General features: G+C 44.9%; 12 protein-coding genes, 8 tRNA genes, 3 rRNA genes and 2 pseudogenes. 17 read left to right on the forward strand and 8 right to left on the reverse strand.

Annotated features, from left to right (window positions below):
* Positions 1-100: 100 nt before the first annotated feature.
* The gene (locus ABEF84_RS03240) at positions 101-742 is read right to left on the reverse strand and encodes a peroxiredoxin (protein ID WP_034587996.1); all 642 of its coding nucleotides are present in this window, start codon (positions 740-742) and stop codon (positions 101-103) included.
* Between the two features lie 324 nt (positions 743-1,066).
* Here ABEF84_RS03240 and secA point away from each other — a divergent pair, with 324 nt between their 5' ends.
* The 10 genes from secA (at position 1,067) to ABEF84_RS03290 (ending at position 7,684) form a co-directional block, all read left to right on the forward strand.
* Positions 1,067-3,793: a preprotein translocase subunit SecA gene (secA, locus tag ABEF84_RS03245; RefSeq protein ID WP_034587995.1), complete on the forward strand. Its 2,727-nt coding sequence runs from the start codon at positions 1,067-1,069 to the stop codon at positions 3,791-3,793.
* Positions 3,794-3,929: 136 nt separating this feature from the next.
* A complete protein-coding gene (locus ABEF84_RS03250) occupies positions 3,930-4,280 on the forward strand; it encodes a hypothetical protein (protein ID WP_347453583.1) in 351 nt (116 codons plus the stop codon).
* A gap of 164 nt (positions 4,281-4,444) precedes the next feature.
* On the forward strand, positions 4,445-5,665 hold the full coding sequence (argJ, locus tag ABEF84_RS03255) for a bifunctional glutamate N-acetyltransferase/amino-acid acetyltransferase ArgJ (protein ID WP_034587989.1): 1,221 nt from the start codon (positions 4,445-4,447) through the stop codon (positions 5,663-5,665).
* Positions 5,666-5,821: 156 nt separating this feature from the next.
* Entirely contained in the window at positions 5,822-6,889 is a 1,068-nt protein-coding gene (gene nadA, locus ABEF84_RS03260; RefSeq protein WP_034587986.1) for a quinolinate synthase NadA, read from the forward strand.
* 153 nt (positions 6,890-7,042) lie between these two features.
* Positions 7,043-7,119 (forward strand) — tRNA-Pro (locus ABEF84_RS03265).
* Between the two features lie 35 nt (positions 7,120-7,154).
* Positions 7,155-7,231 (forward strand) — tRNA-Arg (locus ABEF84_RS03270).
* A gap of 33 nt (positions 7,232-7,264) precedes the next feature.
* Positions 7,265-7,340, forward strand: a tRNA-His gene (locus tag ABEF84_RS03275).
* Positions 7,341-7,358: 18 nt separating this feature from the next.
* A tRNA-Pro gene (locus tag ABEF84_RS03280) sits at positions 7,359-7,435 on the forward strand.
* A 78-nt stretch (positions 7,436-7,513) separates the two neighbouring features.
* A tRNA-His gene (locus tag ABEF84_RS03285) sits at positions 7,514-7,589 on the forward strand.
* 18 nt (positions 7,590-7,607) lie between these two features.
* Positions 7,608-7,684: transfer RNA gene (locus ABEF84_RS03290), tRNA-Pro, on the forward strand.
* Between the two features lie 138 nt (positions 7,685-7,822).
* Here the strand turns inward: ABEF84_RS03290 and ABEF84_RS03295 are convergent.
* Positions 7,823-8,881, reverse strand: a complete 1,059-nt coding sequence (locus tag ABEF84_RS03295; RefSeq protein WP_034586922.1) for an RNA-guided endonuclease TnpB family protein — start codon at positions 8,879-8,881, stop codon at positions 7,823-7,825.
* A 20-nt stretch (positions 8,882-8,901) separates the two neighbouring features.
* Between ABEF84_RS03295 and tnpA the strand changes: the two are divergent.
* Positions 8,902-9,180, forward strand: a pseudogene (tnpA, locus tag ABEF84_RS03300) (IS200/IS605 family transposase); the annotation flags it as partial.
* Positions 9,181-9,187: 7 nt separating this feature from the next.
* Here tnpA and ABEF84_RS03305 read toward each other — a convergent pair.
* Entirely contained in the window at positions 9,188-10,150 is a 963-nt protein-coding gene (locus ABEF84_RS03305; RefSeq protein WP_075174500.1) for an IS30-like element IS18 family transposase, read from the reverse strand.
* A 143-nt stretch (positions 10,151-10,293) separates the two neighbouring features.
* Here ABEF84_RS03305 and ABEF84_RS03310 point away from each other — a divergent pair.
* The 6 genes and pseudogenes from ABEF84_RS03310 to rrf all read left to right on the forward strand — a co-directional run.
* Positions 10,294-10,392 (forward strand): annotated as a pseudogene (locus ABEF84_RS03310) (transposase); the annotation flags it as partial.
* Between the two features lie 854 nt (positions 10,393-11,246).
* A 16S ribosomal RNA gene (locus ABEF84_RS03315) occupies positions 11,247-12,784 on the forward strand.
* Positions 12,785-12,845: 61 nt separating this feature from the next.
* A tRNA-Ile gene (locus tag ABEF84_RS03320) sits at positions 12,846-12,922 on the forward strand.
* A 36-nt stretch (positions 12,923-12,958) separates the two neighbouring features.
* A tRNA-Ala gene (locus ABEF84_RS03325) sits at positions 12,959-13,034 on the forward strand.
* Between the two features lie 396 nt (positions 13,035-13,430).
* Positions 13,431-16,319, forward strand: a 23S ribosomal RNA gene (locus tag ABEF84_RS03330).
* Between the two features lie 172 nt (positions 16,320-16,491).
* Positions 16,492-16,606: ribosomal RNA gene (rrf, locus tag ABEF84_RS03335) — 5S ribosomal RNA — on the forward strand.
* Together the 16S, 23S and 5S rRNA genes with 2 tRNA genes alongside form the textbook arrangement of a ribosomal RNA operon.
* A 113-nt stretch (positions 16,607-16,719) precedes the next feature.
* Here the strand turns inward: rrf and ABEF84_RS03340 are convergent.
* From ABEF84_RS03340 to rplM, 5 genes are all read right to left on the reverse strand, one after another.
* Complete coding sequence (locus ABEF84_RS03340) at positions 16,720-17,373, reverse strand: hypothetical protein (RefSeq protein WP_034584835.1); 654 nt, start codon at positions 17,371-17,373, stop codon at positions 16,720-16,722.
* 19 nt (positions 17,374-17,392) lie between these two features.
* On the reverse strand, positions 17,393-17,821 hold the full coding sequence (locus ABEF84_RS03345) for a ClpXP protease specificity-enhancing factor (protein WP_034584833.1): 429 nt from the start codon (positions 17,819-17,821) through the stop codon (positions 17,393-17,395).
* Positions 17,822-17,830: 9 nt separating this feature from the next.
* Positions 17,831-18,484: a glutathione S-transferase N-terminal domain-containing protein gene (locus ABEF84_RS03350; protein ID WP_034584830.1), complete on the reverse strand. Its 654-nt coding sequence runs from the start codon at positions 18,482-18,484 to the stop codon at positions 17,831-17,833.
* A gap of 331 nt (positions 18,485-18,815) precedes the next feature.
* Positions 18,816-19,202, reverse strand: coding sequence for a 30S ribosomal protein S9 (gene rpsI / locus ABEF84_RS03355; RefSeq protein ID WP_034588505.1), 387 nt, complete (start codon positions 19,200-19,202; stop codon positions 18,816-18,818).
* A gap of 12 nt (positions 19,203-19,214) precedes the next feature.
* The gene (gene rplM, locus ABEF84_RS03360; protein ID WP_004950297.1) at positions 19,215-19,643 is read right to left on the reverse strand and encodes a 50S ribosomal protein L13; all 429 of its coding nucleotides are present in this window, start codon (positions 19,641-19,643) and stop codon (positions 19,215-19,217) included.
* Positions 19,644-19,659 lie beyond the last annotated feature (16 nt).

Genomic DNA, 19,659 nt, shown 5'->3' on the forward strand with positions numbered 1-19,659 from the left:
TACTTTCGCAAAAGGTCTAATATTTTAAAAGGATAGAATAGTGTCTCCTTTATAGACTACGCACTTCGTTTGCCTTGCGCAAAATTAAAAAGGAGTCCTTTTAATTTTGCTCAGGCTGTGGAGTCAGACGTAGATAAGGAGTGACTGCCTTATAGCCTTTAGGGAAGCGTTGTTTGATTTCTTCCTCATCTTTGAGTGAAGGCACGATCACGACATCATCACCATGCTGCCAGTTCGCTGGGGTTGCCACTTTATGGTTGTCGGTCAGTTGCAATGAATCCACGACACGCAGAATTTCATGGAAATTACGGCCTGTAGATGCTGGATAAGTGATGATCAGACGTACTTTCTTGTTTGGATCAATGATCACCAGAGAACGGACAGTTAAAGTTTCGCTGGCATTCGGGTGAATGAAGTCATACAGCGTAGAGACTTTACGATCTTGATCCGCGATGATCGGGAAGTTCACCGTTGTATTTTGGGTTTCATTAATGTCTTTAATCCAGCCGTGATGTGACTCTACGTCATCGACTGAAAGTGCGATTGCTTTGACGCCACGTTTTGCAAACTCATCTTTCAGTTTTGCAGTAAAGCCCAGTTCAGTGGTACATACCGGGGTATAGTCCGCTGGATGCGAGAACAGGATGCCCCAGCTGTCGCCTAAGAACTCATAAAAATTAATTAAGCCTTCGCTAGATTGTTGTTCGAAGTTTGGTGCGGTATCGCCTAAACGTAAAGCCATGTTATTTGCCTCAAATGTTCTGTTATTGGTTTCGATGAACCTAATATGAACTAGTTTTTTTATGATTAAAAATAGTGTTTTTGGCTTTGCTTATGAGTAAAAGTGCTAAATGGGTAAAATCCATCTATCCGTTTTTGAACCAAACAACTTTCTATTTCACTATATTGCATGCTTAAAATTTGTTACATTAGCTTGCCTTAAGTCCTCGGGCTGGAAGCAGGGATCAGGTTTTTTTGCTAAAACCCTTGTAGTTCAAATTTCTAGCACCATAATAAACGACTAAGAACATATTCAATTGACAAGCAAGATTTAGAGAGTCTATTCATGTTGGCAAGTCTGATCGGAGGAATCTTCGGTACAAAAAATGAGCGCGAACTCAAACGTATGCGTAAAATCGTGGATAAGATTAATGCGCTCGAGCCGACGATATCAGCCCTAAGCGATGCAGACTTATCTGCAAAAACTGAAGAATTCAAACAAAGATATAATAAGGGCGAAAGCCTGGATAAATTACTTCCTGAAGCGTTTGCAGTCTGCCGTGAAGCGGCAAAGCGTGTCATGGGAATGCGTCACTACGATGTACAGTTGATCGGTGGTATTACCCTGCATGAAGGCAAGATTGCCGAGATGCGTACCGGTGAAGGTAAAACCCTGATGGGGACCTTGGCCTGTTACCTGAATGCCTTGAGCGGGCAGGGTGTGCATGTCATTACTGTGAACGATTACTTGGCACAGCGTGACGCCGAGTTAAACCGTCCACTGTTCGAATTCCTGGGTTTAAGCATCGGTATTATTTACTCCATGCAAAACCCGATGGAAAAAGCCGAAGCCTACAAAGCGGATATCACTTACGGTACCAATAACGAATTTGGCTTCGACTATCTGCGTGACAACATGGTGTTCTCGCTGGCAGAGAAAAAACAGCGTGGTCTGACTTATGCCATTATCGATGAGGTCGACTCGATCCTGATCGATGAAGCGCGTACACCACTGATTATCTCTGGTCAAAGTGAAGATTCATCTCAGCTATATACGCTGATCAATAACATTCCGCCAAAACTGCATGCGCAGAAAGAAGAAAAAGTGCCAGATGGCGGTCATTTCTGGATCGATGAAAAACAACGTTCTGTTGAAATCACTGAAGTTGGTTTCGAATTCATTGAAAATGAACTGATTCAGATGGGTCTGCTGGCAGAAGGTGAGAGTCTGTACTCAGCATCAAACCTGAATCTGGTGCATCACGTCACTGCAGCAATTCGTGCGCATTACCTGTATCAGCGCAACGTGCACTACATTGTGCATGAAGGCGAAGTGATCATCGTTGATGAGAACACCGGTCGTACTATGCCGGGCCGTCGCTGGTCTGAAGGTCTGCACCAGGCAGTTGAAGCGAAAGAAGGTCTGGAAATCCAGCCAGAAAACCAGACACTTGCAACGACAACTTTCCAGAACTATTTCCGTCTTTACAAAAAGTTGTCGGGTATGACCGGTACGGCTGATACTGAAGCAGCGGAAATGAAAGAAATTTACGGTCTGGACGTGGTAATCATTCCAACGCATCGTCCAATGATCCGTAATGACCAGAATGACCTGATTTACCTGAATCGTGAAGGTAAATACAACGCGATTATTCAGGAAATCAAACGTATTCAGGACGAAGGTGTTGCACCGATTCTGATTGGTACCGCAACCATTGAAGCATCGGAAATCCTGTCAGAGAAACTGAAAGAAGCCGGTATTGCTCACGAAGTCCTGAACGCAAAACAGCACGAACGTGAAGCAGACATTATTGCCCAGGCGGGTGCGCCAGGTGCGGTAACGATTGCCACTAACATGGCGGGTCGTGGTACTGACATTCTGCTCGGCGGTAACTGGAAAGCCAAACTGGCAAAAATTGAAAACCCGACTCCTGAAGATGAAGAACGTCTGAAATCAGAATGGGAAGCAAATCACGAAGCAGTATTGGCTTCTGGTGGTCTGCATATTATCGGTTCTGAACGTCACGAATCACGCCGTATTGATAACCAATTACGTGGTCGTGCCGGCCGTCAGGGTGACCCGGGTGTGTCACGTTTCTACCTGTCGCTTGAAGATGACTTGATGCGTATCTTCGCGGGTGACCGTATTGTATCGATGATGCGCGCGATGGGCTTGAAAGAAGATGAGGCGATTGAACACAAGATGGTGTCTCGCTCAATCGAAAATGCACAGCGTAAGGTGGAAGCACGTAACTTTGACATCCGTAAGAACCTGTTGAAATACGATGACGTGAATAACGAACAGCGTAAGATCATCTATACGCAACGTGACGAAATTCTGGCTGCAGAATCGCTGCAGGATTACATCGAAGAAATGATCCGTGATGTGATGAAGGGCATGATCGCGAACTACATTCCACCTGAATCGATTCACGACCAGTGGGATATTGATGGTCTAGAAGCTGCACTGCATGAAGATCTGAACATTGATCTGCCAATCAACCAATGGCTGGAAGAAGATCGCCGTCTGGATGAAGAAGGTCTGATTGAACGGATTACCGATTCTGCGATTGAGCGCTACCGCGAACGTCGTGAACAGATGGGTGCTGAATCTGCGGCAACGCTGGAACGTCACTTCCTGTTGAATTCACTTGATCGCCACTGGAAAGAGCATCTGGCGGCGATGGATTATTTACGTCAGGGTATCCACCTACGCGGTTATGCACAGAAGAACCCGGAACAGGAATACAAGAAAGAAGCCTTCAACCTGTTTGTGAATATGCTGGGCGTAATCAAATCCGATGTAGTTATGGATCTGTCGCGTATCCATGTGCCAACTGCTGAAGAGCTGGCTGAGATGGAAGCGCAGCAGCAGGCGCAAGCTGAAGCAATGCGTATCCAGTTATCTCATCAGGAGTTTGACAGCCTGCTGGCAGATGAAGAAGAGGACACTACCCAGCAAAATGCCAATGCAACGCCAGTTGCCCCCGTATTTGAAGCACCTGCAAGCCGTAATTCACCTTGTCCATGTGGTTCAGGCCTGAAATACAAACAGTGTCACGGTAAAATTTAACCGTTAGAAAAAAATCAGAGCTTTCGGGCTCTGATTTTTTTATGTGAAAAATTCTTTCAAAAACATTTTTCGATTTGCAGAAAAACACGTTAAGTGTTATTTAGTTGCTCATTGGATATTGAAAAGCGGACAGACAATGAAAACATTATTAAAACCGTTCATGATTGCAGCTTTGGCAATCCCGACTTTAACTTTTGCAGCTTCAGAAACAACTGTAGATAAAGTGAAACAGGCCGTTGGTCCAACGACTGCGCCAGTTCAGGTGGATGCGAATGGTCAGGTAACAGTGGAAAGCCCACGTACCGGTATCCGTTATACCTTTGCCAATTCAAACCGCCCAATCGTCCTGCAAACACAGGCGATTGCAGCAGCCAATGCTGCCAACGCTGATCGTATCGTCGCGTCTAATCCGGCACTGTCTGCGACCAGTCAGCAGCAGGCAAAACAGGCATTATTGAACGAAGCAGCACAATTGGCACAAAACTAAGTTTCACTTGTTTTTGTGGGTTGAAAGAAAACCAGTCGTTATGGCTGGTTTTTTATTGTGAAAAACCATAAGAAAACTGAATGTCTATCAGGCTTTGGCTCGATTTTTTGATGAAGATCAACTAAGCTGTATTTTTCTGAAACTTCAATATTGGACATTTAAAAATGGCAGTTGGTGACGTATCTATGCCACAGATGCATGTGGTCAAAGGCATTAGAATTGGTTCGGCAGAAGCGTATGTGCGCTATCAGAACCGACGCGACCTGGTGATATTCGAACTGGCTGCAGGCTCCAATGTTGCAGGTGTATTTACCCAGAATGCGTTCTGCGCGGCACCTGTGCATGTTTCTAAAGCACATTTAAAAGCAGGTAACCCGCGTTACCTGGTCATCAATACTGGTAATGCCAATGCCGGTACCGGTCCTACAGGGATGGCGAATGCCGAAGCCACTTGTGCCAAACTGGCTGAACTGGCTGGCGTAAAAAATACTGAAGTGCTGCCATTCTCAACCGGTGTGATCGGTGAGCAATTACCGATGGATCGTCTGCTCAGTGGTTTGCAGCCTGCGTTAGACTCATTGCGTGATGATGCTTGGGTAGATGCAGCCACTGGTATTATGACCACAGACACCACACCAAAGGGTGCATCTGAGCAGTTCATACTGGATGGCATTACCTATACCATGACCGGTATTTCCAAAGGTGCCGGCATGATTCGTCCCAACATGGCGACCATGCTGAGCTATGTGGCGACCGATGTGCCAATTAGCCGTGAACTGGTACAGCAACTGCTGTCGACTGCAGTCAATGTGTCATTTAACCGTATTACCATTGATGGTGATACTTCAACCAATGACTCCTGTATTTTCATTGCAACTGGTCAGGCAGGTGGTGCTGAGATCACGTCACAAGATGATCCACGCTACGCAACTGTACTAGACGTGTTAACCCGGGTGATGAAACGTCTGGCACAACTGATCGTGCGTGATGGTGAGGGTGCAACTAAATTTATTACCGTTGCAGTTGAAGGCGGTGCCAATACCCAGGAATGTTGTGATATTGCTTATAGCATTGCCCATTCTCCACTGGTAAAAACTGCAATTTTCGCTTCTGATCCAAACTGGGGTCGTATCCTGGCTGCGATTGGTTATGCCGGCGTACCAAACTTAGACGTTGCAAAAATTCAGGTTTGGTTAGATGATGTACAAATCTGTAAGGATGGTGGTGCAGCAGCCGACTACACGGAAGAAGCGGGTGCACGCGTGATGGCTCAGCCAGAAATGACCATTCGTGTTGACCTGGGACGAGGTGAGGCAAAAGACACGGTCTATACCTGTGACCTGTCTTATGATTATGTCCGAATCAATGCGGACTATCGCTCATAATGCTGATTGATGAAAAGCCTCCGTATGGGGGCTTTTTTTATACTTTTTATTTTTTACTAACTGGTCAAAAATAGCGCATTGCCAGAGTTGGCCAGATATTGATGTAGGGTAGATGTTCGCAGGCCAGCGAACATATAGGAAAGAGAAGACGTTATTATGAATGATGCGACCAAACTGATAGCCAATGAAGCTAAATCAATCGTGCAGGCGCATTTAGAACGCTTGGGCGAGCCGAAAGAGCATCAGTTAAGTGAACAGGCCAAACAGGAAAAGTTTGCACAGATTCAGGCGGAGCTAAAGAAACGCGATGCGGTATTGGTAGCCCATTATTATTGTGATCCTGAAGTACAGGAATTAGCAGAGTTAACTGGTGGTTGTGTATCCGATTCATTGGAAATGGCACGTTTTGGTCGCGATCATCCGGCATCAACTTTGGTGGTCGCTGGTGTGAAATTCATGGGGGAAACCTCAAAAATCCTGTCACCAAATAAAACGGTATTAATGCCAACCTTGGAAGCGACCTGTTCATTAGATCTCGGTTGTCCAGTAGATGAGTTTACCAAGTTCTGTGATGAGCATCCTGACCATACCGTGGTAGTGTATGCCAATACTTCGGCAGCTGTGAAGGCTCGTGCAGACTGGGTGGTGACTTCAAGCTGTGCTGTTGAAATTGTTGAACATTTGGATAGTCTGGGCGAGAAAATTATCTGGGCACCAGACCAGCACCTAGGTCGTTATATTCAAAAGAAAACTGGTGCAGATATGCTGCTTTGGGATGGCGCATGTATCGTACATGAAGAATTTCGTTCTCGCGGGATCGCCAACATGAAAGCCCTGTATCCAGATGCAGCCGTATTGGTACACCCGGAATCACCAGAATCAGTAGTTGAAATTGCTGATGCTGTAGGTAGTACATCTCAACTCATTAAAGCGGCCCAAACTTTGCCACATGAACGTCTGATCGTGGCGACGGACCGTGGTATTTTCTACAAGATGCAGCAGGCAGTTCCAAACAAGATTCTGATTGAAGCACCAACTGCTGGGGAAGGGGCGACTTGTCGCTCTTGTGCACACTGTCCATGGATGGCCATGAATGAACTGGATGGCATTTTGCATATCTTACAGCAGGGTGATCAGGAAATTCATGTCGATCCAGCTTTAGCAGGACGGGCGAAATTACCATTGGATCGCATGCTGGACTTTAGTGCCAATCTAAAACGTTAAAATTTGTTTAAAAAATGGCTGAAATGCTTGATAAATATACGTTTGAAGCGTTTTTTTGATTTTTTTTAAATATAGGTGTTGACGTCTCAGGGCGTCACGCCTAGAATGCACACCGTACCAAGCGAATAGCTTGATGCGAAAGCTGAGATGAATCGGAGCATAGCACAGCCTGGTAGTGCACCTGGTTTGGGACCAGGGGGTCGTAGGTTCGAATCCTACTGCTCCGACCAATTCTTCAAGGCAGATGATGTAAATCATCAGTAAAGCGCTTGTAGCTCAGTTGGATAGAGCATCCGCCTTCTAAGCGGATGGTCACAGGTTCGAATCCTGTCAGGCGCGCCATTTGGTCGCTTGATTTTAAGAACCAAGGCAATGGTGGATGTAGCTCAGTTGGTAGAGCCCCGGATTGTGATTCCGGTTGTCGTGGGTTCGAATCCCATCATTCACCCCAACTCTTATGAGTTAAATTCGGAGCATAGCACAGCCTGGTAGTGCACCTGGTTTGGGACCAGGGGGTCGTAGGTTCGAATCCTACTGCTCCGACCATCTTCTTCGGTGGTTGAGAATAAAAGATACCGCGTACAGCGGTTTTTTTACGTCTTAAAATGAAGAAACACCGTGATGGTGGATGTAGCTCAGTTGGTAGAGCCCCGGATTGTGATTCCGGTTGTCGTGGGTTCGAATCCCATCATTCACCCCAACTCTTATGAGTTAAATTCGGAGCATAGCACAGCCTGGTAGTGCACCTGGTTTGGGACCAGGGGGTCGTAGGTTCGAATCCTACTGCTCCGACCATCTTCTTAAGTAAAATTGTAGATACCGCGTTAAGCGGTTTTTTTATGTCTGGAATTTGGGTTTTGATAATAAAAATAAAACTATAAATTGAGTGATTTTTCTTTTAGTTATTCTGTGTTTTTTGACATCCTCTCCGACCTAAAGGACGGAGATTCCTCCTGCGAGACGCCCATGTCCGAGCGCAAGAATATTCAGTGCTGAGTTTATATCTCTATCGTGGAATGTACCGCACTCCACACACTGCCATTCTCTTATTCCAAGTCCTGCTCTACCTTTCAGACTACTGGAGCGTGAGCCGCAGCACGAGCAAGTTTGGGTGGTATAGGCTTCATTGACTTCTTCATACCATACCCCTGCGTTCTCGCATTTATACTTGAGCATGGTTCTTAAGGTCGTCCAACCTGCATCGAGTACAGACTTAGCTAATTTTGTCTGTGCCAATGCTTTGGCATTCACATTACCAACGAAGATGGCTGCATGTTCATTCACCAGTTTATGACTGAATTGATGCAGCATATTTTGACGTAGATTTTTGATCTTGGCATGAATCGCTTTGACACGTTTTTTATTTCTTGCTCTTTGAGCAATACCAAGTTTTTGTTCATATTGACGATAGATTTTAGGCGCTTTGAACTTTACACCATCTGAGCAAGTCGCAAGGTCTTTGAGTCCTAGATCAATGCCAATTGAGGTTTTAGCGGTGGTTTTCTCTGTTTTAATTGAATCAACCACAAGACATACATACCAACGCCCTCGGCTATCCTCGACAAACGAGCCTGTTTTAACATTGTATTTACTTAGTCCGTAACTGTCCCATAGCTTGAATTGATGCTTGCCGTATTGGACATACCCATCGGCATATTTCACCGCCACTTTTTTAAATGGAATCCAACCGAGAGAACGTCTAGCATTTTTTTTGTTACTGACACGCCATTTTAGCTTGGCTTTTTTAAATTGCTTTCTTCGAGTAACTAATTCTTCCGCAACTGCCTGTATGGTTTGGCTGTGCAAATTGCACTCTTTTGATGTACCTTTCGTGTATTTAGCAATATCGTAAGCTGAAAAGAATTGTTGTTTTCTTTGCAAGTGTTTAAAACACAAATCATTGACATAGTTCCAGACAAAATTAACTTCAGATGCCAATTGGTCTAGCACCTTGCAATGTTTGTCTTTTATGCGTAATTTAAGTGTCTTCATCACTAAAATATATTTGGTCTATGGATAATAGTCAAGAGATTAGAACAGGTCGTCACTGTGTTTTTAATATGCACGTTCATTTAGTCTTTGTGGCTAAATATCGTAGAGATGTTTTTACCAAAGCTATGCTCGAAACTATGAATGAAGTATTCAAGCGCATTTGCTTAGACTTTGAAGCTAAGTTGGTAGAATTTGATGGTGAGCATGATCATGTTCATTTACTTGTGAACTATCCACCAAAAGTAGCTATTTCTAGCTTGGTTAACAGCCTAAAAGGTGCATCTAGTCGTATTTTAAGAGGCGGATTCAAGCGGCAAGTGCAACAGTATAAAAACCAGCCATAACTTCACTCGGTGTATACCAACCTAGCGTTTTTCTAGGACGATGGTTGAGTGCAAATTCTATCTGCTCTATTTGTTCGTTTGACACGTCATCAAACGATGATGATTTTGGCAGATATTGACGGATTAAACCATTCGTATTTTCATTTCTAGCTCGCTGAATAGACTTGTAAGGATCAGCAAAATACGTCTCTATCCCGGCATCAGTAATTCTTTTGTGTTCGGAAAATTCTTTACCATTATCAAATGTCACACTATAAGCATGGCTCATTCGTAAACGATCTAACGCACAAGTAATCGTTTGAGAGGATGCTCTCGTTGATCCTAAATGAACAATATGTACATACAGGCTCTTTCGATCAACAAGGGTTAATAAAGCACCTTTATGATGTTTACCAATCACCGTGTCACCTTCGAAATCTCCTAAACGTTGTCGTTGATCAATGACCTGGTCTCGACAGTGAATACTTGTTTTATCAATGATTTGCCCCCTACGATCCGTGTTTTTGTAACCTCGTTTTCGATATTTCTTCTGATGCCTTAAGTGTAGATGGAGTTTACCGCCTTTTGATTTATCTTGATAAATGTACTGGTAAATCCACTCATGTGAAGGTACATCCAGCCAACCGCGTTGTGTTAAAGCACCTGAAATTTGTTCTGGTGACCAGTCCAAGCCAATTAAATAATCAATATAGGCGAAGGCAAATGCTGTCATTGATGAGGAAGGACGGTACCGTCTTTGACTTGCAAATTTAGCTGCCTGTTGAGCCCTATATCCACGTTGCCCAGTATTTCTTTTTAATTCACGGTAGATGGTTGATCGTGAACGCCCTAACTCCCGAGCAAGGTTAGCGATTGAGCTTTTACTTTTCAAAGTAGCATAAATTTCGTATCTTTCATCTTGAGAAAGTTGGGTGTATTTCTTCATTGTGTGCTTTCCAATTGCGAGTTGAAAAAGTCTAATGATTCTATGAATACACCTAACTTTTTCAACTAACTACAAATGTGTCGCACTTGGGATTTGGATCTGCGAGAACTAAACACCCTGAAATTAAAAACAAATTATGGGGGAATGCTTTGTGGTCGCCTAGTTATTTCGCTGCATCGTGTGGAGGTGCTCCCATTGGGATTATTAAACAATATATCCAACAACAGCAAACACCGCATTAGCAATCCTAGCTAATCCCCACAAGGGGGACTAGCGGATTGCAGCCTTATATCCCCGCCCTGAAGGGCGAGGTTTTACGGCTAAAGGGATAAAATTGTCAATTTTAAAATGCTTTTATACATCTCTAGCTTTTATGGGTAGACATGATTGATCCAGTTTAGTGGTAAGAAATATTTGTGATTGAGGAAAGGTGAAAATAAAAAAATGAAATTAATAACGAATAGTTGAAATTGTTTGTGAGTTTAAATTTTTTGGATATGGAGTTTTTAATTCTATTACTTTGATTTTGTTTCTGGTGAAGTAATGTATTTAATGAGATTTCAGGAAAATAATTTTTTTAAAAATAGAAGAAGGGTGGGGATTAATTAGTAAAAATAGAAAATATTTAAATATCGAAGAGAAATTAGTCAAAAAATAAGAAAAACCTGCTTTTCTGTAGAATAAATAAACAGACGGTAGATTTTATTAAAAATAGGGGTTGCGTGTGTTTGGATTTGCTCTATAATGCACATCCATCGGCGGTGATGTTAATTAAAACTTCTGATAAAACAGTAACTTAGTATGAAATGGTTGAGTTAGGTTTTAGAAAGGAAGTTTAAAAATAATTTACATTACATGTTGACTTTCATTTTAGAAAGCGTAATATAGCCGACCTAGCTTGATGCTGACGAAGCATGAAGACGATCATTAAGAGATTATGAAGAACAACTTGTGTGGATTTTTACCGGTTGATCGATTGAATATATTTTCATTGATTAATGGTAGAAATTACTCGAAGTTTATTTGAGCGAATTTTTGTCAGTAATTGATGAGCCAGAATTAAGTACTTTGTCTTAACTAAAGTACAAAATGATTTTAACTGAAGAGTTTGATCATGGCTCAGATTGAACGCTGGCGGCAGGCTTAACACATGCAAGTCGAGCGGGGATAGGGTGCTTGCACCTGATTCTTAGCGGCGGACGGGTGAGTAATGCTTAGGAATCTGCCTATTAGTGGGGGACAACGTTTCGAAAGGGACGCTAATACCGCATACGCCCTACGGGGGAAAGCAGGGGATCTTCGGACCTTGCGCTAATAGATGAGCCTAAGTCGGATTAGCTAGTTGGTGGGGTAAAGGCCTACCAAGGCGACGATCTGTAGCGGGTCTGAGAGGATGATCCGCCACACTGGGACTGAGACACGGCCCAGACTCCTACGGGAGGCAGCAGTGGGGAATATTGGACAATGGAGGCAACTCTGATCCAGCCATGCCGCGTGTGTGAAGAAGGCCTTTTGGTTGTAAAGCACTTTAAGCGAGGAGGAGGCTCCCTTGGTTAATACCCAAGGTGAGTGGACGTTACTCGCAGAATAAGCACCGGCTAACTCTGTGCCAGCAGCCGCGGTAATACAGAGGGTGCAAGCGTTAATCGGATTTACTGGGCGTAAAGCGCGCGTAGGCGGCTTTTTAAGTCGGATGTGAAATCCCCGAGCTTAACTTGGGAATTGCATTCGATACTGGGAAGCTAGAGTATGGGAGAGGATGGTAGAATTCCAGGTGTAGCGGTGAAATGCGTAGAGATCTGGAGGAATACCGATGGCGAAGGCAGCCATCTGGCCTAATACTGACGCTGAGGTGCGAAAGCATGGGGAGCAAACAGGATTAGATACCCTGGTAGTCCATGCCGTAAACGATGTCTACTAGCCGTTGGGGCCTTTGAGGCTTTAGTGGCGCAGCTAACGCGATAAGTAGACCGCCTGGGGAGTACGGTCGCAAGACTAAAACTCAAATGAATTGACGGGGGCCCGCACAAGCGGTGGAGCATGTGGTTTAATTCGATGCAACGCGAAGAACCTTACCTGGCCTTGACATACTAAGAACTTTCCAGAGATGGATTGGTGCCTTCGGGAACTTAGATACAGGTGCTGCATGGCTGTCGTCAGCTCGTGTCGTGAGATGTTGGGTTAAGTCCCGCAACGAGCGCAACCCTTTTCCTTACTTGCCAGCATTTCGGATGGGAACTTTAAGGATACTGCCAGTGACAAACTGGAGGAAGGCGGGGACGACGTCAAGTCATCATGGCCCTTACGGCCAGGGCTACACACGTGCTACAATGGTCGGTACAAAGGGTTGCTACTGCGCGAGCAGATGCTAATCTCAAAAAGCCGATCGTAGTCCGGATCGCAGTCTGCAACTCGACTGCGTGAAGTCGGAATCGCTAGTAATCGCGGATCAGAATGCCGCGGTGAATACGTTCCCGGGCCTTGTACACACCGCCCGTCACACCATGGGAGTTTGTTGCACCAGAAGTAGGTAGTCTAACCGTAAGGAGGACGCTTACCACGGTGTGGCCGATGACTGGGGTGAAGTCGTAACAAGGTAGCCGTAGGGGAACCTGCGGCTGGATCACCTCCTTAACGAAAGATTGACGATCGGTAAGAATCCACAACAAGTTGTTCTTCATGACGATGTATCTGAGGGTCTGTAGCTCAGTTGGTTAGAGCACACGCTTGATAAGCGTGGGGTCACAAGTTCAAGTCTTGTCAGACCCACCATGACATACTTTAGATACATTGACTTATTGATAAGCTGGGGACTTAGCTTAGTTGGTAGAGCGCCTGCTTTGCACGCAGGAGGTCAGGAGTTCGACTCTCCTAGTCTCCACCACGTATTCGTTCGAATACGTAATAAGCAAACAGTTTGATAGCTTATAGAGATTAGTGAAATGGAAGCGTATACTACGCACCACTTACTAATCTCTGTGATTTATCACAGTAACGTAGTCTGACGAAGATACGTTAAATCATTAACAGAATATATTTGAGTTGAAATAATTTGTTCAATCTCATAAGAGAGCGGAAACGACACAACTTTGGTTGTGAAGTTGAAGTGATTGAATGAGAACTAGCGAAATTAACTGAATCAAGCGTTTTGGTACGTGAATCTAATTGAAGCTGTACGGTGCTTAAGTGCACAGAACAACAAACTGTAAGAGAAGCCAGTTTACTGGTGGAACTTGTTGCTACACTGACTTGTAGGTGTAACGACTGTTTGGGGTTGTATAGTCAAGTAATTAAGTGCATGTGGTGGATGCCTTGGCAGTCAGAGGCGATGAAAGACGTGATAGCCTGCGAAAAGCTTCGGGGAGGCGGCAAATATCCTGTGATCCGGAGATGTCTGAATGGGGAAACCCACCGGCTATAAGGTCGGTATCATAAACTGAATACATAGGTTTATGAGGCGAACGCGGAGAAGTGAAACATCTCAGTACCCGTAGGAAAAGAAATCAATTGAGATTCCCTCAGTAGCGGCGAGCGAACGGGGAACAGCCCATTAAGTCATATCAGTTTTAGTGGAATGCTCTGGGAAGTGCAACCATAGTGGGTGATAGTCCTGTACACGAAAGGGCTGATATGATGATGTCGAGTAGGGCGAGGCACGTGAAACCTTGTCTGAATATGGGGGGACCATCCTCCAAGGCTAAATACTCCTGACTGACCGATAGTGAACCAGTACCGTGAGGGAAAGGCGAAAAGAACCCCTGTGAGGGGAGTGAAATAGATCCTGAAACCGCATGCATACAAGCAGTGGGAGCCCTTCGGGGTGACTGCGTACCTTTTGTATAATGGGTCAGCGACTTACATTCAGTAGCGAGGTTAACCGTGTAGGGGAGCCGTAGAGAAATCGAGTCTTAATAGGGCGTATAGTTGCTGGGTGTAGACCCGAAACCGGGTGATCTATCCATGAGCAGGTTGAAGGTTGGGTAACACTAACTGGAGGACCGAACCCACTGTCGTTGAAAAGCCAGGGGATGACTTGTGGATAGGGGTGAAAGGCTAATCAAACTCGGTGATAGCTGGTTCTCCCCGAAAGCTATTTAGGTAGCGCCTCGGACGAATACCATTGGGGGTAGAGCACTGTTTCGGCTAGGGGGTCATCCCGACTTACCAAACCGATGCAAACTCCGAATACCAATGAGTACTATCCGGGAGACAGACTGCGGGTGCTAACGTCCGTAGTCAAGAGGAAAACAATCCAGACCGCCAGCTAAGGTCCCAAAATCATAGTTAAGTGGGAAACGATGTGGGAAGGCATAGACAGCTAGGAGGTTGGCTTAGAAGCAGCCACCCTTTAAAGAAAGCGTAATAGCTCACTAGTCGAGTCGGCCTGCGCGGAAGATGTAACGGGGCTAAAACTATGTACCGAAGCTGCGGATTTACGCTTATGCGTAAGTGGTAGGGGAGCGTTCTGTAAGCCAATGAAGGTGTGTTGAGAAGCATGCTGGAGGTATCAGAAGTGCGAATGCTGACGTGAGTAACGACAAAACGGGTGAAAAACCCGTTCGCTGAAAGACCAAGGGTTCCAGTCCAACGTTAATCGGGGCTGGGTGAGTCGACCCCTAAGGCGAGGCCGAGAGGCGTAGTCGATGGGAAATTGGTTAATATTCCAATACTTCAGTGTAATGCGATGAGAGGACGGAGAAGGTTAAGTCAGCCTGGCGTTGGTTGTCCAGGTGGAAGGAAGTAGGCATGCATCTTAGGCAAATCCGGGGTGCTCTATGCTGAGATCTGATAGCAAGCCAGTTTACTGGTGAAGTGGCTGATACCATACTTCCAGGAAAAGTCTCTAAGCTTCAGTTACACTGGAATCGTACCCGAAACCGACACAGGTGGTCAGGTCGAGTAGACCAAAGCGCTTGAGAGAACTCTGCTGAAGGAACTAGGCAAAATGGTACCGTAACTTCGGGAGAAGGTACGCTGTCGATGGTGATAGGACTTGCTCCTTGAGCTGTTGACAGCCTCAGAAACCAGGCCGCTGCAACTGTTTATTAAAAACATAGCACTCTGCAAACACGAAAGTGGACGTATAGGGTGTGATGCCTGCCCGGTGCTGGAAGGTTAATTGATGGGGTTAGCGTAAGCGAAGCTCTTGATCGAAGCCCCAGTAAACGGCGGCCGTAACTATAACGGTCCTAAGGTAGCGAAATTCCTTGTCGGGTAAGTTCCGACCTGCACGAATGGCATAATGATGGCGGCGCTGTCTCCAGCAGAGGCTCAGTGAAATCGAATTCGCCGTGAAGATGCGGTGTACCCGCGGCTAGACGGAAAGACCCCGTGAACCTTTACTGCAGCTTGACACTGAACTTTGATCTTACTTGTGTAGGATAGGTGGGAGGCTTTGAAGTAGCGACGCTAGTTGCTATGGAGCCAATCTTGAAATACCACCCTGGTAATATTGAGGTTCTAACTCTGTCCCGTAATCCGGGACGAGGACCGTGTCTGGTGGGTAGTTTGACTGGGGCGGTCTCCTCCTAAAGAGTAACGGAGGAGTACGAAGGTGCGCTCAGCGTGGTCGGAAATCACGCGTAGAGTATAAAGGCAAAAGCGCGCTTAACTGCGAGACCCACAAGTCGAGCAGGTACGAAAGTAGGTCTTAGTGATCCGGTGGTTCTGTATGGAAGGGCCATCGCTCAACGGATAAAAGGTACTCTGGGGATAACAGGCTGATACCGCCCAAGAGTTCATATCGACGGCGGTGTTTGGCACCTCGATGTCGGCTCATCTCATCCTGGGGCTGAAGCAGGTCCCAAGGGTATGGCTGTTCGCCATTTAAAGAGGTACGCGAGCTGGGTTTAGAACGTCGTGAGACAGTTCGGTCCCTATCTACCGTGGGCGCTGGAAATTTGAGAGGATCTGCTCCTAGTACGAGAGGACCAGAGTGGACGAACCTCTGGTGTACCGGTTGTGACGCCAGTCGCATCGCCGGGTAGCTATGTTCGGAAGGGATAACCGCTGAAAGCATCTAAGCGGGAAGCCTACCTCAAGATTAGATTTCCCTTGGACTTTATGTCCTCTAAAGAGCCGTTCGAGACTAGGACGTTGATAGGTTGGGTGTGGAAGTGCAGTGATGCATGAAGCTGACCAATACTAATTGCTCGTGAGGCTTGACTATACAACGCCCAAGCAGTTGTATACAAAGCAACAATTGATTCATAAAGCATCAAAGCAACTTGATTTAGTTGAAATGCTAGATACAATGTTCAACTCAGATTATCCTGTTAATAACTCATTTGGAAAAAACCTTGGCGCAAACCTAAGACCAAGCGAGTATCCATCCCAGTTGTGCTGGCGACCATAGCAAGAGTGAACCACCTGATCCCTTCCCGAACTCAGAAGTGAAACCTCTTCGCGCTGATGGTAGTGTGGCGTTTGCCATGTGAGAGTAAGTCATCGCCAGCTCATTATTCCAGACACCCCCTGACTAGTGCAGGGGGTGTTTTTTTATGCATGGATTTTTTATTTTCCGAAATAAAAAAACCAGCACAAGGCTGGTTTTTTATGAGGTAGATTGCTTAAGCAAATATTTTCAGTACTGCATCGACAAGTACCCACAGGATTGCAATGGCAACGATTGGTTCTACAATTTTAGACCAGGTTGGTGCATTGACTACAGTGACTTCTTCAACGTCATGTTCCTGGTGGTGAGTATTCTGGCTGACCATCTGATTAAACTCCTTCATCGTTGCCTCCAATGATATATCTTCTTGTGGCACGGGTTTAGAGCCTTTCAGTTCTAATAGGTTATTTGTTGTCCAAACCCAATCATCTGCCTGACCGGAAAGATGTTCGATCTGGCCGTATAGCAATTCCTGAATACTGTTTAAATTGTGGTTGCCTGTATCATGTAATTGTTTGAGTTCGAGCAACTGTAATTTAAAAATTTCAAACAGACTTTCTTCCTGTTCTGTACGGGAAAGTTTGGATTCATTTGAGGAAACTGTAGAAAGGTGACGGGCAATTTCCTGAATATAGAGATCATCAGGATGATTGATTTCGGTATAGATTTTCTTAGGGTCAAGACGCCATTCAGAGATGAGCTTGCCTAAAGTCAGTGCGCTGAGTTCAGTGATATAAGCGCGGCGTTCCTGCTTCGGATACTGACTTAGAAGCTCAGGCTTTTGAGTTTCTATCTGTTCAACAAAATATTGTACTAAATCAAAAGCCATTCACTTACTCCATTTTTATTTAATCTAATAACCTTAGGCTTGGTTTTTTCTTAGGTTGTTCGGTTTTTTCTTCAGTGGTTGATTTTAAAGCATCTTCTTCAATTTGTGTATGTTCATATTCATTTGGATCGAAGAATAAACCTTGACCGTTTTCACGCGCATAGATACCGAGTACTGCTGGCATAGGTACGTAAATATCACGTGATACGCCGCCAAAACGGGCAGAAAAGGTAATTGCATCATTGCTCATGTGTAGCGCATGTACAGCATGTGGCACGATATTCAGAATGATCTGACCATCCTTCACAAATTGCTCTGGAACCATGGTATTTGGGCGAGTTGCATCTACCAGCAGGTAAGGGGTCATATTGTTGTCACAGATCCATTCATAGATCGCACGGGCCATGTATGGACGTGTAGGCATAAGCTGGAATTCCTGTTCAGACATAATCTTTCTCTACGAATGTGTTAATAGGGATGAATAGCGGTTTTTTTCTTGTAGGGTCATCGATTTGATAAATGCTGGACGACTAAAAATCCGCTGACAATATAAATGGAATGGACGGCATTGCTGTTGAGGTAATTCTATACCCATACTCGGCAAACGGATAAATATTGGTGCCAGCATGCAATCCAGGATGCTGAATTGTTCAGACATGAAATAAGGAAAATGCTGAAATAACGGCATCAATGAAATTAGGATATCGCGTAGCTGTTTTTGCGCTTTTGCTTTTGCAGCTGAATCTAGAGTATCCGGGTGTTTGAGCATAATATCCGCTAGCTTTAGCCAGTCATGTTCAAAGCGCCACAGGTACTGTCGTTGCTCTGCACGCGGCATCGGCGCGTCAGCATACAGCTTATTCTGCCGGTAACGGTCATCAATATATTCAGAGATAATCGGGGTGATAAACAATTTTAGATCATTTTCGATCAGCATGGGCAGCTGATTATAAGGATTCAGGCTGGCCAGATCTTCATCATCGTGATCCACTAAAATCAGGTTATATTTAATCTGTTTTTCGGCAAGTACGTAGCGAATCCAATGGGAACGAAAGTCATCGGCATGGCTGTATAAGGTGAGTCCTTGAAGAGGCGCGCTTTCGACTGACATAAATCCTGAGTATATTTTAGTGAGTAAAATAGGATACTAAAAATCAACCTAAAAAGCACGAAGCATAAAACATCATTGGGCGTTAAGCTGGGTAGAGTATTAGAAAAAAATGTATGGAGTAGAACAAGATGATGATCAAACTGGCGTTGATTCTGCTACTGATTTTAATTGGTGTGATTAACTATTATTTAACCAAGTCCTTCTGGTGCCATGAAGGGGTATGGGGCAAAGACGTGCATGAACAATAAATAATGAGTGAATAAGTGGTTTTTTAAGAGATATAAAAAAACCCTGGATAAACCAGGGCTTTTTGTCCGATTCGGTAAACAGATTAACGTTTAGAGAATTGAGGACGTTTACGAGCTTTACGTAAACCAAGTTTCTTACGTTCAACTTCACGAGCATCACGAGTAACGAAACCAGCTTGACGAAGAGCAGGTTTAAGAGTTTCGTCAGCAGCGATCAGCGCACGAGTGATACCGTGACGGATAGCGCCTGCTTGACCACCGATACCACCACCAGCAACAGTGATGTAAAGGTCATATTTTTCAGTCGCTTCAAGAAGCTCAAGTGGTTGACGAACAACCATACGAGCAGTCTCACGACCGAAGTATTGTTCTAGAGAACGGTTGTTGATTACGAGTTTACCAGTACCAGCAGATAGGAAAACACGTGCAGTTGCGGTCTTACGGCGACCTGTACCATAGTTAGTAGCCATGTGCTGTATCCCTTAGATGTCCAAAACTTGTGGCTGTTGAGCTGTGTGAGGATGCTCAGCACCAGCGTACACTTTCATTTTCTTGATCATTGCATAACCAAGAGGACCTTTTGGCAACATACCTTTTACAGCGCGTTGGAAGATTTCTTCTGGTTTGTGAGCAACTAATTTTTCAAAGTTAGTTTCACGGATACCACCAGGGAAACCAGTGTGGCGATAGTATTTCTTGTCAAGCGGTTTGTTACCAGTTACTTGAACTTGCTCAGCGTTAATAACAACGATGTAATCACCAGTGTCAACGTGAGGAGTATAAGAAGTTTTGTGCTTACCGCGTAAACGACGAGCGATTTCAGTCGCGAGACGACCTAAAGTTTTGCCAGAAGCATCAACAACGTACCAGTCGTGTTGAACTTCAGCTGGCTTAGCGCTGAGAGTTTTCATTAAACCACTACCTATT

It is taken from the genome of Acinetobacter sp. ANC 7912 (assembly GCF_039862785.1).
Taxonomy (GTDB): domain Bacteria; phylum Pseudomonadota; class Gammaproteobacteria; order Pseudomonadales; family Moraxellaceae; genus Acinetobacter; species Acinetobacter thermotolerans.